Genomic DNA, 16,414 nt, shown 5'->3' with positions numbered 1-16,414 from the left:
CCTCAGCGCACCCGCGCGTAATAGGCCTCGATCAGGTCCAGCCGCTCCGCGAACGGAATCGGCCCGGCCACGGGACCGTCATTGGTGAACTCCAGCAGGCGGTCGCGCTGCGCGCCGAACTCGGGCCAGACAGCGCGGCCATCGGCATTCGGATTCCCCCTGGCCGCGAACGTCGTCCAGTAGCCCGCCATGGCGTCCGCCGCGCGCTCATCCCGCTCGGCCATCGGCCGGCCGACGGTGTGAAGGTTGTCGAACACATAGGGCCTTTCCGACGCGTGCGTCGCCCCGCCGCTGGGCTCGGGATTGGAGTCCGGGATCACGTCAAAGCGGTACAGCCAGGTCGGATGCCCGTTCCGGGCGTGCAACCGCGCCAGATGGCGGGCCGGCTCGTTGAAGGCCAGGTCGCTGACCACATGGGCGCGATAGCCGTCCTCTCCTCCATAGGCCGCGTAGAGATCGACCCTTTCCCGCGAGGTCAGGGCGTCGTCGATCGCGCCGTAGGGGCTGATCTCCGAGGGCCGTATCCACCAGAACTCGGCGCTGTTCGTGCCGATGATCAGCGGGACCGGCGCTTCCCGCCCGGCGGCGAAGGCGGCCTCGACGTCCTCGGAGACCAGTTGCCCGTCGATCACCAGATTGTCCCCGCCATAGAAGTTCGGCGCGGGCCTCAACAGGGCCTCGGCCGGCACGGCGCGAAGCCCGGCCGCCGTCGTCGCATCGACGGTCCGCGCAAAGGCGGCGCCGCGGTCTTGCAATGACGGCCCGCCGATAGCCGACGGCCGGTCCAGCGGCACGCCCGAATCCCGGCCCAGCCCGGATTGCACCACCGCCCGGTCAAACAGCCCGCGCGCGCCGGGAGAGATCATCAGTCGCGTCACCGCCGCCGCCCCGGCCGATTCTCCGAACACGGTGACATTCCCGGGGTCGCCGCCGAACGCGGCCGCATTGTCGCGCACCCATTCGAGAGCGGCGACGATATCCATCATGCCGTAGTTTCCGCCGGGCTCGCCCGGGGTCCGCTCGGCCGCCAGCGCCGGATGATCGAAGAAGCCCAGCCGCCCGAGCCGGTAGTTCACCGTCACGACGACCACGCCGCGTTTCGCGAGGTTCGTCCCGTCGTACAGCGCCGCCGTGCCCGAACCGTTGTTCAGCCCCCCGCCGTGAATCCACACCATCACGGGCAGCGGTCCCGTTCGCTCCGCCGGCGCCCAGACGTTCAACGTCAGACAGTCCTCGCTCATCGGCAGCGGACCGACGCCCGGATCGCCGCCCGACGGCGGCTGGACGCAGATGGCCCCGACCTGTCCGGCGTCGCGCGGCCGGGTCCATGGCGCGGGCCGGCGAGGAGCCCGCCAACGCAGCGAACCGACCGGCGGCGCGGCGTAGGGGATTCCCTTGAAACTGGTCACCGCACCGTCGGTCCGCCCGACCAGAACGCCCTGCTCGACCGCTACCACGGGATCTGGCGGACCGGCCTCGGATGGAGTCATGATCAGAACCGCCGCAAGGAGAAAGGAGGCCAGGGACATGCCGTCACACTAGCGCGGGCGGTCCCGAAGTCTCAAATGACGTCATCCGCGCCGCGCCGGCTTGAACCGATGGCGGCCGAGGGCGTTACGCCTGACTGTTGTGGGGATGGGCTTGAAGCATCTGGCGGACTTGGACGGCGGGGCGGTCGATCTGGCGGGCGCGTTCAACGCGTCGCCGAACCCCTATGTCCTGCTGACGCCCGATCTCCGTATCGCCGGCGCCAACCAGGCCTATCTGGACGTCACCGCAAGCACCCGCGAGGCCATTATCGGCCGCCCCCTCTTCGCCGCCTTCGACTCGGGCCCCGGCGAGAGCGCGCCGGAAAACGTCCGTCAGGTGAAGGCGTCGCTGGAAAAGGCGCGCGACAGTGGACAGCGCGACCACCTGGCCCTCGTGCGGTTTTCGATCGCACGAACGACCTCCGCGGGCGCGTCCGTCATGGAGGAACGGTTCTGGAGCGCGACGCACACGCCGATCCTGAACGCCGAGGGCGAGGTCATCTGGCTGCTGCAGCACACCACCGACATCACCGAACTGGAGCGACTGCGTCAGCGGATCGAAACGACGCACGGAGCCTCGTCCACCAGCGCCCTGGACGCCATGATCGGCGGCAACGTTCTGGAGCGGGCCCGGATCGTCCAGGAGGACAACCTGCGCCTGGCCAACGAGCGCAACCGGCTGGTCGACATGTTCATGCAGGCGCCGGGGTTCGTCGCCGTGCTGGCGGGCCCTGATCACGTCTTCCAGTTTTACAATGACGCCTATCGCCGGCTCATCGGCCATCGCGACGTGGAGGGCCGAACCGTCGCCGAGGCGCTGCCCGAGGTGACGGGACAGGGCTATATCGACATGCTCGACAGCGTGTTCGAGACGGGGGAATCCGTCCAGGGGCAGGCCAGTCTGGTCCAGTTTCAGCGATCGCCAGGCGAGGCCCCGAACTCCGCCTATGTGGACTTCGTCTATCAACCGATCCGGGACAGTGACGGCCGGATCGTCGGGGTCTTCGTCCAGGGCCATGACGTCACCGACGCGGTCGAGGCGACGCAGCGCCAGAAGCTGATGATCGACGAACTGAACCACCGGGTGAAGAACACCCTGGCCACCGTCCAGTCGATCGCCGTCCAGACCGCCCGGTCGCACGTCGACCCCCGCACCTTCGCCGAAGGTTTCCAGGCCCGGCTGCTGGCCCTGTCGCATACCCACGACCTGCTGACGCGAAGTCATTGGGAAGGCGCCGATCTCGGCGCCGTCTTCAAGCACGAGACCGAGGCCCACGGCGCGTATCGGGTGACCCTGAACGGCCTGCCCGTGGCGCTGGACCCGGCCGCGGCCCTGTCGCTCGGCATGGTTTTCCATGAACTGGCCACCAACGCCGCCAAGTACGGGGCGTTGTCGACGCCCGAGGGCCGGGTGCTGGTCGACTGGTTCGTGACCGACCAGAACCGCCCCGTCCTGCACCTGTCATGGCGCGAGACCGGCGGTCCGCCGGTCGTGGCGCCCGCGCGCAGAGGCTTTGGCAGCCGGCTGATCGAGCGAAACATCCACCATGATCTGGCGGGCGAGGTCAAACTGGACTACGCAAGCGACGGTTTCAGTGCGGATTTTTCGATTCCGCTCGATCGCGGGACACATTCATGAGCGCACCCCTGACCGGCCGACGGGTCCTCGTGGTCGAGGACGAGTCCCTCGTCGCCATGCTGCTCGAGACCATTCTGGAAGACATGGGCTGCACGCCGGTGGGTCCGGCCGCCAACGTTGACGATGGCCTGACGATGGCCACCGACGAGCCCCTCGACGCCGCCCTGCTGGACGTCAACGTCGCCGGCCGTCAGGTCTTCCCGGTCGCCGAGGCGCTGAAGGCGCGCGGCGTGCCGTTCGTCTTCTCCACCGGATATGGCGAGGGCGGCCTGCCCGAGGAGTGGCGCGGCCAGGCCACCATCCAGAAGCCCTTCACCGAGGCCGCCGTCCGCGACGCCCTGATGAAGGCGATGGGCGTCGAACAGGCCTGATCAGGCGCGAGGGGCGAGGTCGATAGACTTTGGCCCCCTCTCCTTACCTTCCCAGGTCCTTCAGCACGGCCTTCGCCGCATTGTGACCCGGCGCCCCGGTGACGCCGCCGCCCGGATGGGCGCCTGATCCGCACAGATAGAGGCCCGGAACCGGCATGCGATGATCGGCGTGACCCAGCACCGGCCGGGCGCTGAACAGCTGGTCCAGCGACAGCCGCCCATGGAAGATGTCGCCGCCCACCAGACCGAACCGCCGCTCCAGATCGCGCGGCCCCAGCGCCAGCCGCCCCACCACCGAAGCCTTGAACCCCGGCGCATGGGCGTCGACCGTGTCGATCATCAGATCGGCCACCGTGTCGCGATGCTCGTCCCCCAGATCGGGCGAGACGTGCTGGCAGAACAGGCTGGCCACATGCTGCCCGGGCGGCGCGAGCGTGTCGTCCAGCGTCGAGGGAATCAGCATCTCCACGATCGGCTTCGACGACCAGCCGTTCAGCCGCGCCTCGGCGTGCGCCCGGTCCATATAGCCCAGCGTCGGGGCGATGATGATGCCGGCCGTCAGATGGTCCCCCTGTCCGGGCAGGGCCGTGAAATTCGGCAGTTCCGACAGCGCCACGTTCATGCGGAAGGTGCCCGAGCCTGACTGGTAGGCGCCGATCCGCTCGCGGAAGTCCGCCGGCACGACAGCGTCGTCCACGAACCGTTCGAACAACAGGCGCGGATGCAGATTGGACACCACCGCCCGCGCCCGCACCACGTCGCCGGCCTCGGTTACCGCCCCGGCCGCCCGGCCCTTTTCGGTCAGGACCGAGGCGATGGGAGTCTCCAGCCGCACGTCGACACCGACCTCGGCGCAGGCCGCGGCCATGGCCTGGGTGATGGCGCCCATGCCGCCGATGGCGTGGCCCCAGACACCCTTGCGCCCGTTCACCTCGCCGAAGACGTGGTGCAGCAGCACATAGGCCGAGCCCGGCGTATAGGGGCTGGCGTAGTTGCCGACGACGCTGTCGAAGCCGAACAGGGCCTTGATCGGATCGCTCTCGAACCAGCCGTCCAGCCAGTCGCCCGCCGACTTGGCGAACAGGTCCAGCAGATCGCGGCGCCCCGTCAGATCCAGCCCCGCCGCCTGTTTGCCCAGCGACGCGCCCTTCAGCAGTTCCGGCAGCATGGCCATCCAGCCGCCCTCGACCATGTTGGGCGGCGCCTTCAGGATCCAGTCGCGCAGCACCGCCGCCACGACCTCCAGCCGCGCCTCATAGTCGGGCAACCGCTCCGCGTCGCGCGTCGAGAATTTCGCCAGCTCTCCCTGCGTCCGCCCCTCGCCCGCGAGGAAATAGCGGCCGTCGTCGAGCGGCAGGAAGTTGGAAACCTTGCGCTCGACCACCCTCAGCCCGTGCCGCGCCAGCTCCAGATCGGCGATGATCCGGGGGTTCAGCAGGCTGACGGTGTAGCTGGCGGTCGAGTTGCGGAATCCCGGATGGAATTCCTCGGTCACCGCCGCCCCGCCGACCACGTGCCGCCGCTCCAGAACCGTGACCTTCAGTCCGGCCCTGGCCAGATAGAAGGCGCACACCAGCCCGTTGTGGCCTCCGCCCAGGATGACGACGTCGGTTTGGGTCTGCGCCATTCGATTCTCTTCTTTCGTCATCCCGGCGAAAGCCGGGACCCAGCGGCGCCGAAGCGTAGCGGAGGCGAAACGCCGGATACAGCCGCGCCCTCGACAGTTTCGCGCTATCGCGCGCCGCTGGGTCCCGTGGTCTCGCTTCGCTCGCCGCGGGATGACGAAAGCGTGGGGGATTCCGCCTCCGGCCGATGCACCAGCGACACCAGCACCACGCTGATCATCATCAGCAGGAACCAGCTGCCCAGCTTGTCGACCGACACCATATGCCAGCCGTCGCTCTGGGACGGATAGACCCAGGCGTTGGCGTAGGTGCCCAGATTCTCGGCCAGCCAGATGAACACAGCGACCAGAAAGAACCCCGGCAGGAACGGCATCGACCGCCGCGTCCGGTCGGGCGTGAAATAGAACCAGCCCCGCCCGAACAGCACCGCCGTCAGGGCGAACAGACCCAGCCGGATGTCCGGCAGCCAGTGATGGGCGAAGAAGTTGACGTAGATCGCCGCCGCCAGCACCCACGTCGTCCACAGCGGCGGATAGTGGCGGAATTTGATGTCGAAGATGCGCCAGATGCGGGCGATGTAGCTGCCCACCGCCGCATACATGAAGCCCGAGAACAGCGGCACCATGCCGATCCGCAGCAGGCTCTCCTCCGGATATATCCACGACCCCGCCTGGGTCTTGAACAGTTCCATGATGGTGCCGACGACGTGGAAGACGAAGATCACCCTCGCCTCCTCCCAGCTCTCCAGCTTCAGCGCCAGCATGGCCGCCTGAATGCCGAGCGCCCCGACCACCAGGAAGTCATAGCGGCTGACGGGCGCGTCATCCGGCCACCACAGATGCGTCGCCAGCAGCAGGGCCAGCATCGCCCCGCCGAACAGACAGGCCCACCCCTGTTTGATGCCGAACATCAGGAATTCGAAGCTGTAGCGGGACCACGCCCGCCCGTCGGCCCAATGCTGCAGCCGGCCGAGCCAGTGGCGGCCCCAGGTTTCGAGAGGGAGGCGGCTGGACTCCGTCACCCGGGGACTATCCCCGCCCGCGATACGTCGGCACGCCCTGGTCCGGCAACCACAGCCCCTCGGGCGCGACGCCCGTCTGCCAGAAGACGTCGATCGGTATGCCGCCGCGCGGATACCAGTAGCCGCCGATCCTCAGCCACTTCGGCTGCAGCAGATCGGCGACCTTCTTGCCGATGGCCACGGTGCAGTCCTCGTGGAAGGCGCCGTGGTTGCGGAAGGCGGTCAGGTACAGCTTCAGCGACTTGCTCTCGACCAGCCAGTCGCCCGGCGCATAGTCGATGACGATATGGGCGAAGTCCGGCTGGCCCGTCACCGGGCACAGGCTGGTGAACTCCGGCACGGTGAAGCGCGTCAGGTACAGGGTCCCGGCATGGGGATTGGGCACCCGCTCCAGCTCGGCCGTTTCCGGCGACGTGGGCTGGACGGTGTGCTGGCCGAGCTGGTGCAGGCCTGAGGTGTCGGTGGTCATGATTTCCAGCCTGGACAGCCGGACGAGCCGGGCGACGGGGAGTGTGTCCGGAGGCAATAGGACCATGCGGCCCAATTTTCAAAGGGCGCGCCCCGGAGGATGCAATCCTGTCCGCCCGGTCGACCAGCCCGCCCCGAGCGCGTCCCGGCCTAGAGGACGCGGGCTCCCAGCCTCGCCGTCCAGCGGCCGACCCGTTCCTTCAGCTCCATATCGCGCAACAGGGGCGAGACATCCTCGGGCAGTCGGTCCAGCTGTTCAAAACGGAAATCCGCCTCGGAGTGGACGTTCCACGCCGCCTGGAGGGTACGGAACGGCGAGCCGCCCTGACGAAGGGCGAACCAGAGCCCGTTCTGCTCCGTGTCCACATGCCGGCTCTTGCCGACCCAGGTCTCGCCCGTGGCCGTGCAGATCACGGCGAACACGCCGGCGATGGTCTTTCGCTCCTTGTAGGCCGTGACCAAAGCCTTTCGCTCCTGCGATGTCATGCGAGTCTCCTTTTCACCCGGATAATATAGCTCCTATTTATATCCGGGTAAATATGAAAACAGCATGCCGCATTGCGCCTGACGCAGGTCTGACCATTTGCCTTCCCCCGCGACAGCCCGCTATCCGTAGCCAAAGACAACTCGGGGAAACGCCATGGCCATTCCGGCATCGCTGCAAAAGGGTCTGAAACTGCCGGTCATCGCGGCGCCCATGTTTCTGGTCTCCGGACCGGATCTGGTCGTCGAGGCCTGCAACGCCGGCGTCATCGGCACCTTCCCGTCCCTGAACCAGCGCACCACCGAGGGCTACCGGGACTGGATCCACGAGATCAAGGGCCGGCTGACGCCCGACGCGGCCGCCTTCGGCGTCAACCACATCGTCCATCCGACCAACCCCCGGCTGATGGCCGACATGATGGTTTCGGTCGAGGAGAAGGTCCCGCTGATCATCACCTCCCTGGGCGCCGTGCGCGACGTGGTCGACGCCGTTCATGGCTATGGCGGCGTGGTCTTCCACGACATCGCCAACATCCGTCACGCCCGCAAGGCGGCGCAGGCGGGGGTCGACGGCCTGATCCTGGTCGCCAACGGCGCGGGCGGACACGCCGGCGTGGTCAATCCCTTCGCCCTGGTCGACGAGGTCCGGTCCTTCTTCGATGGCGCCATCATCCTGTCCGGCTGCCTGTCGACGGGCTCGGACGTCGCCGCCGCCCTCATGATGGGCGCCGACTTCGCCTATATGGGCACCCGCTTCATCGCCACGACCGAAAGCGCGGCCCAGGCCGAGTACAAGCAGATGATCGTCGATGCGGGCGCCAGCGACATCACCTACACCCCCGCCGTCTCGGGCATTCCGGCCAATTTCCTGACGCCGTCCCTGGTCGCGAACGGCATCGATCCGAAATCCCTGCCCGAGCACAAGCTGGACATGGGCGAGGAGGCGAAGGCCTGGAAAACGGTCTGGTCCGCGGGCCAGGGCGCCGGGGCGGTGCGTGACATCCTGCCAACAGCGCAGCTTGTCGCTCGGTTGGCTGACGAATTTTCGCACGCTTGTGACAAATTCGACAAGAACCGTCTCTAGACCCCGCCTCGTTCAACGAGGCCGACTCACATGCTCCGCACCCTGACGACCGCCGCCGCCGCGGCAACCGCTCTTCTCGCCTTCGCCGGCTCCGCCGCCGCCCAGGAGGCCGCCCCCGCCCCCACCGCGGGCAGTTGGTCCTTCGCCTTCGGCGCCGCGACCGACAACCGTTCGAAAGAGGCCTCGAAATCGGATGGCGAGGCCTATGTCTTCGGGCAGGCGGAGTGGGAGAGCGCGTCGGGCCTGTTCTACGGCGGCGCGGGCCTTGAAACGATCAAGAGCTCCATCGGATCGGAACTCGAAATGGAGGCCGGCGTCGGTTACACGCCCGAGGTCGCCGGCTTCGACCTGGATCTGAACGCCACATACAAGCAGCAGATCGACGCCAATCCGGGCACGGACGACAACGCCTGGGAGTTCACGGCCGACGTCAAACGCTCCATCGGCCCGGCCAGCGGGCGCCTTCGCCTGCAGCATTCGCCGGACGGCACGGGCTCGACCGAGGCCTGGACCTGGTATGAAGCCCGCCTGGGCTGGGAGTTCACCGACAAGCTGGAAGCCACGGCTTCCATCGGCCGTCGCGAGCAGGATAACAGCCTGGACTACACCGGTTGGAACGCCGGCTTCACCTACGCCCTGACCGACCATCTGGAGGCGGATGTCCGCTATCACGCGACCGACGCCGACGTCCCGGGCGAGCAGTATGCGGACGCCCTGGTCGCCGGGATCAGCATCGCTTTCTAAAACCTCGCATTTTGCGCCGAAGCTCCTATCTAGGAGTCATGAGCAACCATCGTCCCACGACCCTCGAGCGCGCCTATGAACTGGCGCGCGGCGGGGGTTGCCGCACCGTCGGCGAGATCAAGACCACCCTTCAGTCCGAAGGTTTCGAGCGCATCCAGGACTCGCTGTACGGCCCCACGCTGACGGCCGCGCTGCGCAAGCTGTGCCAGGAACACTATATCGCCGCCCCCGAGGGCGAAGCCGCCGAGTAGCGTTCTGGCTTGATTTCGCCACGCCGGACGGTAAAAGCGTTTTGTCGATCTCTCTGCGAAACGCCACCCTCTGCTTTCGCACTGAGGTCTAGCCGCTCCATTCAGACCCGACAGGCCGCAGGGGCTCTTCCCTGGGGCCAACGCTAACGGAGGTCCTGAAAATGGCTACCGGCACTGTTAAATGGTTCAACTCCACCAAGGGCTACGGCTTCATCCAGCCTGACGACGGCGGCAAGGACGTTTTCGTCCACATCTCGGCCGTCGAGCAAGCGGGCCTGCGCGGCCTGGATGAAAACCAGAAGGTTTCCTACGAAATCGAGCGCGACAAGCGTTCGGGCAAGGAATCGGCTGGTCAGCTGAAGACCGAAGGCTGAGTTCACGCGTCGGCCTCGCCGACGCATGATTTCGACGGCGGCGAGGGCCCGGGCCCTCGCCGCCGTTTTGCTATCTGTATGGCGACGCTTGCTATTGGGCCGGAAAGCGCCCATTTGGGGCTACGTCGATCTCTTGCGAAACGCTGCTGCCCCTTTGCATCGCGCACCGAGGTCCAAAGCCGATCCCATTCAGACCCGACAGGCCGATCCGGAACCTCTTCCGGCGGTCAACGCCTAACGGAGGTCTCAAAATGGCTACCGGCACTGTTAAATGGTACAACTCCACCAAGGGTTACGGCTTCATCGCTCCCGATGATGGCGGCAAGGACGTCTTCGTCCACGCCTCGGCCGTTGAAACGTCCGACCTGGGCACGCTGAACGAAAATCAGAAGATTTCCTACGAAGTCGAACGCGACTCGCGTTCGGGCAAGGAATCGGCCGGTCGCCTGAAGGCCGCCGAATAGTTTCCGACAAGCGACCCTGCCTTGGCTAACCGCCCGGGCTGACGGAAGGGCCGGCTGCCGAACAGGCGCCGGCCCGACTGCTTTTCAAATCCAGGAGACTTCGATGACCCCGCTTGCCGACATGATCCCGACCATGAGCGACCCGGACCTGAAGGCCTTGCGCCTGAACGCCCTGCGCCTGTCCGCCTCCACCACCGCCTCGCCGACGCAGATCGCCTCCGCCGCCGACGTCATTCCCCTGATCGACGCCGAAGTCGCCCGCCGCGCCGCGGACAAGACGACCGCCGCCGTCAAGAAGCCCCGCGCCCCGGCCAAGAAGAAGGTCGTCCCGGCGACTGGCCACCAGACCGCCCTGCCGGATTCCAAGGCCGCCTGAGCCCACACACCCACCCTCTCCGTCATCCTCGGGCTTGACCCGAGGATCAGACGTGGGGCGAGTTGTGCGTCGGAAGGCGGCCTCCGAGACAAGCCGCACCCCATCCCCGGAGCACCGGATGGTCTGATCCTCGGGTCAAGCCCGAGGATGACGACACCAGACAGGGCGACGCGGAGGTCGGGATTCCTCTCCCGCCCCGATCAAGTCACCCCAGCGCCTGATCCAGGTCCGCGATCAGGTCCTCGACCTCCTCCACGCCGACCGACAGCCGGATCAGGTTGTCGGTCACGCCGCCCGCCTCGCGCAGCTCCTTGGGCACCGAGGCGTGGGTCATGATGGCCGGGTGATTGACCAGGCTCTCGACCCCGCCCAGCGATTCCGCGAGCGTGAAGACCTGAACCCGCTCCAGCACCCGTTTGGTCCGCTCCAGATCGCCGTCGATCAGGACCGTGACCATGCCGCCGTACTGGCCGTTCATCTGGCGTGACGCCAGCGCGTGCTGCGGGTGGCTGACCAGCCCCGGATAGATGACCTTGGCCACCCCTTTCCGGTCTTCCAGCCAGCGCGCCACGGCCATGGCGTTCTCATTGTGCGCCTTCATGCGCAGACCCAGGGTCTTCAGGCCCCGGTTGGCCAGGAAGGCGTCGAACGGCCCCATCACCGCGCCGACCGAATTCTGAAGGAATTTGATCTCCTTCGCCAGCTCGGGGTTCGCCGTCACCAGCGCGCCGCCGATGATGTCCGAGTGGCCGTTCAGATATTTGGTCGCCGAATGCATGACCACGTCGGCGCCCAGCTTCAGCGGCTGCTGGCTCCACGGCGTGGCGAAGGTGTTGTCGACGATCAGCAGCAGGCCATGGGCTTTCGCGATCCGCGACAGCCCCTCGATGTCGGCCAGCTTCATCAGCGGATTGGTCGGCGTCTCGGCCCAGATCAGCTTCGTCTTCGGCGTGATGGCGGCCTCCACCTTCGCCAGATCGCTCAGATCGACATAGGCGAAGTCCAGCCCCATCGACCGCCGCCGCACCCGCTCGAACAGCCGCCACGAGCCGCCGTACAGGTCGTCGCCGGTGACGATGTGCGCGCCTGCGTCCAGCAGCTCCAGCGCCGTCGAGGTCGCCGCCATGCCGCTGGCGAAGCCGAAGCCGTGGGTCCCGCCCTCCAGGTCGGCCAGACACGCCTCGAACGCCTCGCGCGTCGGGTTCTTGCCCCGTGCGTATTCATAGCCCTTGTTCACGCCCGGGCTTTCCTGGGCATAGGTCGAGGTGGCGTAGATCGGCGTCATCACCGCGCCCGTCGTGGGGTCGGGCCGCTGTCCGGCGTGGATGGCGCGGGTCGAGAAACCCTGGCTGTTCTTCAGCTTGGTCATCAATTGTCCTGGTCGGGGCGGCCGATATTGCCGGCGTAGAAGGCCGAGGCGCGGGTGAAGATTTCCGCCCACTCCGGCGGTCTGAACAGATGGCCGGCGCCTTCGATCACTTCAACCCGTGTAGCGATGTCGTGCTCGCGCAGGAAGTCCACCCAGGCCGCCGTATTGCGCGGCAGCACATGGGTGTCGTTCCCGGCCCGGATGATCAGCACCGGCACGCGCCGCCGGGGCGGGCGCGGGGTATAGACGTCGACCCCGCCGGCCAGGCCGATGGCCGCCGCCGCCCGGCTGTTGCCCAGGGCGCCGTCCACCGCAACATAGGATCCCAGCGAATAGCCGAACATCGCCGTGCGCTGCCGGTCCAGGCCCCTGGCGATGAACCAGTCGATCGCGTGCTCACCCACATCGCGCCAGGCCTCCATCATCCGCGCGGGACGAATGCCGTCGTCGGGAAAGGCGTCGGTGAACAGCGGCGTCAGCACCTGATAGCCGTCGCCCGCGAACCTCATGGCCAGTTCGTGCCACGGACCCCGGTTGGCGATGCGCCCGCCCGAGCCGTGCATCATGACGATCGCCGCCCGCCGTCCCTCGCCGACGGGGCGATAGTGGATGGCGCGGATCGGCTTGCCGTGGCTCTCGAACGTCAGGCCCTCATAGGTCGGCGCCGGCGCGGCAGGCAGGTCCTGCGCCTTCGCTCCGGCCGCGCAGAACATGGCCCCCGCGCCGAGGATCAACTGTCTTCGCTCCATGCCTCTCCCCCGACGGCAATCCTAGCGGTTCAGGCTCAGGTGGTTGATCAGATCGGTCCGCGTGATCAGGCCGACGAATTTCTCCCCGTCCAGCACGATCGCCACCCGGTCGCGGTCGAACAGCGGGATCAGGGCGTCCAGGCTCTCGCCGACCTGAACGGTGTCGAGGTCGCGGGTCATCACCGTGCCGACCGGCTTCTTGAACCGCTCCTGACGCGTGATCTCGTCGGTGTTCATCACATGGACGATGTCGCTCTCGTCCAGAATCCCGACCAGCCGGCCGTCCTGGATGATCGGCAGCTGCGAGACGTCGGCGCCGCGCATGCGCTTGAAGGCGGTGTCCAGGGTGTCGTCCGGCCCGGCCACCACGACGTCGCCCTTCTCGTATTTGCGCGAGATAAGGTCCGACAGATCCCCATGCAGCGGCTGGTCGCCCAGCCCCTGATCGGCCAGCCAGGCGTCGTTATAGACCTTGGACAGGTATTTGGCCCCGGTGTCGCAGACGAAGGTCACGACCCGTTTCGGCTCGGTCTGTTCGCGGCACCAGCGCAGCGCCGTCGCGATCAAGGTGCCCGACGACGAACCGGCCAGCACGCCTTCCTTCAGCAGCAGCTCCCGCACGGTGGCGATCGCCTCGGCGTCGGGGATGGAATAGGCCTTGTCGATCAGGTCCATCTTCGCGGTGTCGGGCACGAAATTCTGGCCGATGCCTTCGACCGTATAGCTGCCCTCCGGTCCCGGTACGCCCTCGTTGACGATCCCGGCCAGGGTCGAGCCGACCGGATCGGCCAGGATGATCTTGGCCTTCGATCCCACGCTCTTCAGATACTGGGCGATGCCGGTGATGGTCCCGCCCGAGCCGATGCCGGCGACGAAGGCGTCGATGTCGCCGCCCATCTGCTCCCAGATCTCGGGCCCCGTGGTCTGGAAATGGGCCAGGGAGTTGGCGTCGTTGGCGAACTGGTTGACGTAGAATCCGCCCGGGATCTGCTGCGCCAGCCGCTCGGCCATGTCGGTGTAATATTCCGGGTGCCCGTGCGGCACGTCCGAACGCGTCAGGCGAACATCGGCGCCCATGGCCCTGAGATGCTGGATTTTTTCCTTGGACATCTTGTCCGGGATGACCAGAAGCACCTTATAGCCCTTGGCCTGACCCACCAGCGTCAGCGCCAGACCGGTGTTGCCGGCCGTCGCCTCGACGATGGTCCCGCCGGGTTTCAGAAACCCCTCCGCCTCGGCCGCCGCGATCATCGACAGGGCGATGCGGTCCTTGATCGACCCGCCCGGGTTCTGCGCCTCCAGCTTCAGGAACAGACGGCATGGGCCGGTGTCGATCTTCGTCACCTCCACCATCGGCGTCTTGCCGATCTGATCCAGCAGGGAGCCGGTCGGACCGGACAGGACAGGCGTGGCGGCCAAAGACATTCACAAACACTCCAGAGGTTCGCGCCGGAAGCTAGGCGCAGCCCCTGTCCATCACAAGCCGCGCAAGATTTCGCCTCCGAAGAGGCCAGTCCTGCGTTATCAAGGATACAAATGAGCAAATCACCCCGCCGGCCCGTCGCCGGACTCCCCGACGAAGACACGCTGATCGCCTTCCTTCGCGAAGCCGGAACAGCCGAAAAAACCGATATCGCGCGCCACTTCGGCCTGAAGGGCGGCGAACGCCGCGCCCTGCGCGAAATGATCCGCGCCCTTGAAGAGGCCGGAAAACTGGGCAAGCGCGGCCGCAAGGGCTTCTCCGAGGTCGGCGCCCTGCCCCCCGTCGGCGTCGCCGACGTGGTCGAGCGCGACATGGACGGCGAACTGTACGTCCGTCTGGTCGAGGCCTCGGCCGACGCCCCGCGCGCCCTGCTGGTCCCCGACAACGACAAGCCCGGCCCCGCGCCGGGCATGGGCGACCGCGTCCTGGTCAAATTCGCCCGCGGCGAGGACGGCTGGGAAGCGCGGCTGATCAAGACCCTCGACGCCGGCGCCAACAAGGTTCTGGGCGTCATCCGCAAGTCCAACAAGGAGGTCCGGGTCGAACCCGTCGACCGCCGCTCCAAGGACGTTCTGATCGTCCCCCACGCCCAGGCCGAGGGCCTGCGCGACGGCGATCTGGTGCTGGCCGCGATCGAGAAGGGCGACCAGCGCTACGGCCCCAAACGCGGCAAGATCCTCGAGAAGATCGGCCACGAGGGCGACGCCCGCGCCGCCTCCCTGATCGCCATCGCCGCCCACAACGTCCCGATGGGCTTCTCCGAAGCCGTCGAGAAGGAGGCCGAGGATCAGGAGCTGCCGTCGCTGAAAGGCCGCGAGGACCTGCGCGACCTGCCGCTGATCACCATCGACCCCGCCGACGCCCGCGACCACGACGACGCCGTCTACGCCATGCGCGACGAGGATCCGAAGAACGCCGAGGGCTGGATCGTCTGGGTCGCCATCGCCGACGTCGCCGCCTACGTCCGGCCCAACACCCACCTCGACCGCGAGGCGCGCGACAAGGGCAACTCGACCTACTTCCCCGACCGCGTCGAGCCGATGCTGCCCGAGCGGCTGTCCAACGGCCTGTGCAGCCTCAAGGAGGGCGAGAACCGCGCCTGCATGGCCGTGCGCATGGTGTTCGACAGGGACGGCCGGAAGACGGGCCACAAATTCGTGCGCGGCCTGATGCGGTCGCAGGCCAAGCTCAGCTACGAACAGGCCCAGTCGGCCATCGACGGCCAGACCGACGACGCCACCGGCCCGATCATGGAGGCCATCCTCTACCCGTTGTGGAACGCCTACCGGACCATGCTGAAGGGCCGGCTGAAGCGCAGCCCCCTGGCCATCGAAAGCCCCGAGCGCCGCATCCGCATGAACGACCAGGGCCAGATCATCTCGATTGAAGCCCGCGTCAGCCTCGAGGCCCACCGGCTGATCGAGGAGATGATGATCCAGGCCAATGTCTGCGCCGCCGAAACGCTGGAGCAGAAGAAGACGCCGCTGCTGTACCGCGTCCACGACGCCCCCAGTCAGGAGAAGCTGTTCAACCTCGGCGACTTCCTCCAGACCATCGGCAAGCCGTGGACCAAGGGCGAGCCCGCGACCACCAAGCGGTTCAACAAGCTGCTGGACGAGACCCGCGGCGGCGACCACGCCGAGGTCGTCAACGAGGTCGTCCTGCGCAGCCAGATGCAGGCCATCTATTCGGCGGAGAATGTCGGCCATTTCGGCCTCAACCTCGACCGCTACGCCCACTTCACCTCGCCGATCCGGCGCTATTCCGACCTGATCGTCCACCGCGGCCTGATCCGGGCGCTGGGGCTGGGCCCAAAGGGGAACCACGACGGGCTGACCGACCGCGAGGTCGTCGAACTGCCCGCCATCGCCGAACAGGTGACGATGACCGAGCGCCGCTCCATGGCCGCCGAACGCGCCGCCATGGACCGCTACATGGCCGCCTTCCTGCAGGAGCGCGTCGGGGCGACCTTCCCCGGTCGCATCACCGGGGTGACCCGCTTCGGCCTGTTCGTGCGGCTGCACGAGACCGGGGCCGATGGCCTGGTCCCCGTCTCATCACTGGGCGGCGAATATTTCCACCACGACGAGAAGCAGCACGCCCTGATCGGCGAACGCTCGGGCCAGCGCTGGACCCTGGGCCGGACGGTGGAGGTCAGGCTGAAGGAGGCCACCCCCATCACCGGCGGCCTGGTGTTCGAAATGCTGTCCGAGCCCGCGCCGCGCGATCCCAACGCCCCCGCCGCCCGTCTGGGCGTCCGCGGCCGCGGCGGCGGGGATTTCCCGAAACGCGGCGGCAACCGTCCCGGCGGGCCGAAACCGCCAAAGGGCGGCCGTCCATCCGGCGGCCTGAAGGGGGTCCGCAAGGGCAAGCGGCGGTGATCT

17 protein-coding genes are annotated in these 16,414 nt (G+C 67.3%); 9 read left to right on the top strand and 8 right to left on the bottom strand.

Annotation, left to right across the window (positions count from 1 at the left end; translation table 11 throughout):
• Positions 1–2: 2 nt before the first annotated feature.
• Positions 3–1,529 (bottom strand): carboxylesterase/lipase family protein, encoded by a 1,527-nt coding sequence (locus PSV23_RS07565; protein WP_300467490.1) that lies wholly within the window; start codon positions 1,527–1,529, stop codon positions 3–5.
• Positions 1,530–1,641: 112 nt separating this feature from the next.
• Here PSV23_RS07565 and PSV23_RS07560 point away from each other — a divergent pair, with 112 nt between their 5' ends.
• Both PSV23_RS07560 and PSV23_RS07555 read left to right on the top strand, forming a co-directional pair.
• Complete coding sequence (locus PSV23_RS07560; protein ID WP_300467487.1) at positions 1,642–3,168, top strand: PAS domain-containing protein; 1,527 nt, start codon at positions 1,642–1,644, stop codon at positions 3,166–3,168.
• Complete coding sequence (locus tag PSV23_RS07555; RefSeq protein WP_300467485.1) at positions 3,165–3,539, top strand: response regulator; 375 nt, start codon at positions 3,165–3,167, stop codon at positions 3,537–3,539. Before PSV23_RS07560 ends, PSV23_RS07555 begins: the two co-directional genes overlap by 4 nt.
• A 43-nt stretch (positions 3,540–3,582) precedes the next feature.
• On the opposite strand, the gene PSV23_RS07550 is transcribed toward PSV23_RS07555, so the two are convergent.
• The 4 genes from PSV23_RS07550 to PSV23_RS07535 all read right to left on the bottom strand — a co-directional run bounded on the left by PSV23_RS07550 (position 3,583) and on the right by PSV23_RS07535 (position 7,139).
• Positions 3,583–5,166 carry an NAD(P)/FAD-dependent oxidoreductase gene (locus PSV23_RS07550; protein WP_300467483.1) on the bottom strand — a complete coding sequence of 528 codons (1,584 nt, stop codon included), beginning with the start codon at positions 5,164–5,166 and terminating at the stop codon, positions 3,583–3,585.
• 104 nt (positions 5,167–5,270) lie between these two features.
• Entirely contained in the window at positions 5,271–6,128 is an 858-nt protein-coding gene (locus PSV23_RS07545) for a DUF817 domain-containing protein (protein ID WP_300467791.1), read from the bottom strand.
• Between the two features lie 64 nt (positions 6,129–6,192).
• Positions 6,193–6,654: a preQ(1) synthase gene (gene queF / locus PSV23_RS07540; RefSeq protein WP_300467481.1), complete on the bottom strand. Its 462-nt coding sequence runs from the start codon at positions 6,652–6,654 to the stop codon at positions 6,193–6,195.
• A 149-nt stretch (positions 6,655–6,803) separates the two neighbouring features.
• Positions 6,804–7,139 carry a GIY-YIG nuclease family protein gene (locus tag PSV23_RS07535; RefSeq protein ID WP_300467479.1) on the bottom strand — a complete coding sequence of 112 codons (336 nt, stop codon included), beginning with the start codon at positions 7,137–7,139 and terminating at the stop codon, positions 6,804–6,806.
• Between the two features lie 154 nt (positions 7,140–7,293).
• Between PSV23_RS07535 and PSV23_RS07530 the strand changes: the two genes are divergently transcribed.
• From PSV23_RS07530 to PSV23_RS07505, 6 genes are all read left to right on the top strand, one after another.
• A complete protein-coding gene (locus PSV23_RS07530; RefSeq protein ID WP_300467477.1) occupies positions 7,294–8,220 on the top strand; it encodes a nitronate monooxygenase family protein in 927 nt (308 codons plus the stop codon).
• A 30-nt stretch (positions 8,221–8,250) separates the two neighbouring features.
• Positions 8,251–8,964: a TorF family putative porin gene (locus tag PSV23_RS07525; RefSeq protein ID WP_300467475.1), complete on the top strand. Its 714-nt coding sequence runs from the start codon at positions 8,251–8,253 to the stop codon at positions 8,962–8,964.
• Between the two features lie 38 nt (positions 8,965–9,002).
• Positions 9,003–9,215 carry a hypothetical protein gene (locus tag PSV23_RS07520; protein WP_300467473.1) on the top strand — a complete coding sequence of 71 codons (213 nt, stop codon included), beginning with the start codon at positions 9,003–9,005 and terminating at the stop codon, positions 9,213–9,215.
• 161 nt (positions 9,216–9,376) lie between these two features.
• Positions 9,377–9,589 carry a cold-shock protein gene (locus tag PSV23_RS07515; protein ID WP_055828888.1) on the top strand — a complete coding sequence of 71 codons (213 nt, stop codon included), beginning with the start codon at positions 9,377–9,379 and terminating at the stop codon, positions 9,587–9,589.
• A gap of 251 nt (positions 9,590–9,840) precedes the next feature.
• Positions 9,841–10,053, top strand: a complete 213-nt coding sequence (locus PSV23_RS07510) for a cold-shock protein (protein ID WP_055828885.1) — start codon at positions 9,841–9,843, stop codon at positions 10,051–10,053.
• A gap of 103 nt (positions 10,054–10,156) precedes the next feature.
• Positions 10,157–10,429, top strand: a complete 273-nt coding sequence (locus tag PSV23_RS07505; protein WP_300467470.1) for a hypothetical protein — start codon at positions 10,157–10,159, stop codon at positions 10,427–10,429.
• Between the two features lie 205 nt (positions 10,430–10,634).
• Here the strand turns inward: PSV23_RS07505 and PSV23_RS07500 are convergent, their stop codons facing one another.
• The 3 genes from PSV23_RS07500 to PSV23_RS07490 are packed head-to-tail and all read right to left on the bottom strand — an operon-like array spanning position 10,635 to position 13,972.
• Positions 10,635–11,798: a cystathionine gamma-synthase gene (locus PSV23_RS07500; RefSeq protein ID WP_300467468.1), complete on the bottom strand. Its 1,164-nt coding sequence runs from the start codon at positions 11,796–11,798 to the stop codon at positions 10,635–10,637.
• Positions 11,798–12,547 carry a S9 family peptidase gene (locus PSV23_RS07495; protein WP_300467466.1) on the bottom strand — a complete coding sequence of 250 codons (750 nt, stop codon included), beginning with the start codon at positions 12,545–12,547 and terminating at the stop codon, positions 11,798–11,800. Before PSV23_RS07495 ends, PSV23_RS07500 begins: the two co-directional genes overlap by 1 nt.
• 21 nt (positions 12,548–12,568) lie before the next feature.
• Positions 12,569–13,972 carry a cystathionine beta-synthase gene (locus PSV23_RS07490; protein WP_300467464.1) on the bottom strand — a complete coding sequence of 468 codons (1,404 nt, stop codon included), beginning with the start codon at positions 13,970–13,972 and terminating at the stop codon, positions 12,569–12,571.
• A 111-nt stretch (positions 13,973–14,083) separates the two neighbouring features.
• Between PSV23_RS07490 and rnr the strand changes: the two genes are divergently transcribed.
• A complete protein-coding gene (gene rnr / locus PSV23_RS07485) occupies positions 14,084–16,411 on the top strand; it encodes a ribonuclease R (protein ID WP_300467462.1) in 2,328 nt (775 codons plus the stop codon).
• The last annotated feature ends 3 nt before the right edge of the window (positions 16,412–16,414 follow it).

Origin of the sequence: Brevundimonas sp. (assembly GCF_029946145.1) — a bacterium.
Taxonomy (GTDB): Bacteria; Pseudomonadota; Alphaproteobacteria; order Caulobacterales; family Caulobacteraceae; genus Brevundimonas.
This window is presented reverse-complemented; position numbering and strand designations above follow the sequence as displayed.

What these genes read in the sequence shown, in the direction of transcription:
- PSV23_RS07565 (WP_300467490.1), bottom strand. Translation starts at nt 1,529, where the DNA reads ATGTCCCTGGCCTCCTTTCTCCTTGCGGCGGTTCTGATCATGACTCCA.
- PSV23_RS07520 (WP_300467473.1), top strand. Translation starts at nt 9,003, where the DNA reads ATGAGCAACCATCGTCCCACGACCCTCGAGCGCGCCTATGAACTGGCG.
- PSV23_RS07555 (WP_300467485.1), top strand. Translation starts at nt 3,165, where the DNA reads ATGAGCGCACCCCTGACCGGCCGACGGGTCCTCGTGGTCGAGGACGAG.
- PSV23_RS07535 (WP_300467479.1), bottom strand. Translation starts at nt 7,139, where the DNA reads ATGACATCGCAGGAGCGAAAGGCTTTGGTCACGGCCTACAAGGAGCGA.
- PSV23_RS07515 (WP_055828888.1), top strand. Translation starts at nt 9,377, where the DNA reads ATGGCTACCGGCACTGTTAAATGGTTCAACTCCACCAAGGGCTACGGC.
- PSV23_RS07525 (WP_300467475.1), top strand. Translation starts at nt 8,251, where the DNA reads ATGCTCCGCACCCTGACGACCGCCGCCGCCGCGGCAACCGCTCTTCTC.
- rnr (WP_300467462.1), top strand. Translation starts at nt 14,084, where the DNA reads ATGAGCAAATCACCCCGCCGGCCCGTCGCCGGACTCCCCGACGAAGAC.
- PSV23_RS07495 (WP_300467466.1), bottom strand. Translation starts at nt 12,547, where the DNA reads ATGGAGCGAAGACAGTTGATCCTCGGCGCGGGGGCCATGTTCTGCGCG.
- PSV23_RS07550 (WP_300467483.1), bottom strand. Translation starts at nt 5,166, where the DNA reads ATGGCGCAGACCCAAACCGACGTCGTCATCCTGGGCGGAGGCCACAAC.
- PSV23_RS07510 (WP_055828885.1), top strand. Translation starts at nt 9,841, where the DNA reads ATGGCTACCGGCACTGTTAAATGGTACAACTCCACCAAGGGTTACGGC.
- queF (WP_300467481.1), bottom strand. Translation starts at nt 6,654, where the DNA reads ATGACCACCGACACCTCAGGCCTGCACCAGCTCGGCCAGCACACCGTC.
- PSV23_RS07490 (WP_300467464.1), bottom strand. Translation starts at nt 13,972, where the DNA reads ATGTCTTTGGCCGCCACGCCTGTCCTGTCCGGTCCGACCGGCTCCCTG.
- PSV23_RS07500 (WP_300467468.1), bottom strand. Translation starts at nt 11,798, where the DNA reads ATGACCAAGCTGAAGAACAGCCAGGGTTTCTCGACCCGCGCCATCCAC.
- PSV23_RS07530 (WP_300467477.1), top strand. Translation starts at nt 7,294, where the DNA reads ATGGCCATTCCGGCATCGCTGCAAAAGGGTCTGAAACTGCCGGTCATC.
- PSV23_RS07505 (WP_300467470.1), top strand. Translation starts at nt 10,157, where the DNA reads ATGACCCCGCTTGCCGACATGATCCCGACCATGAGCGACCCGGACCTG.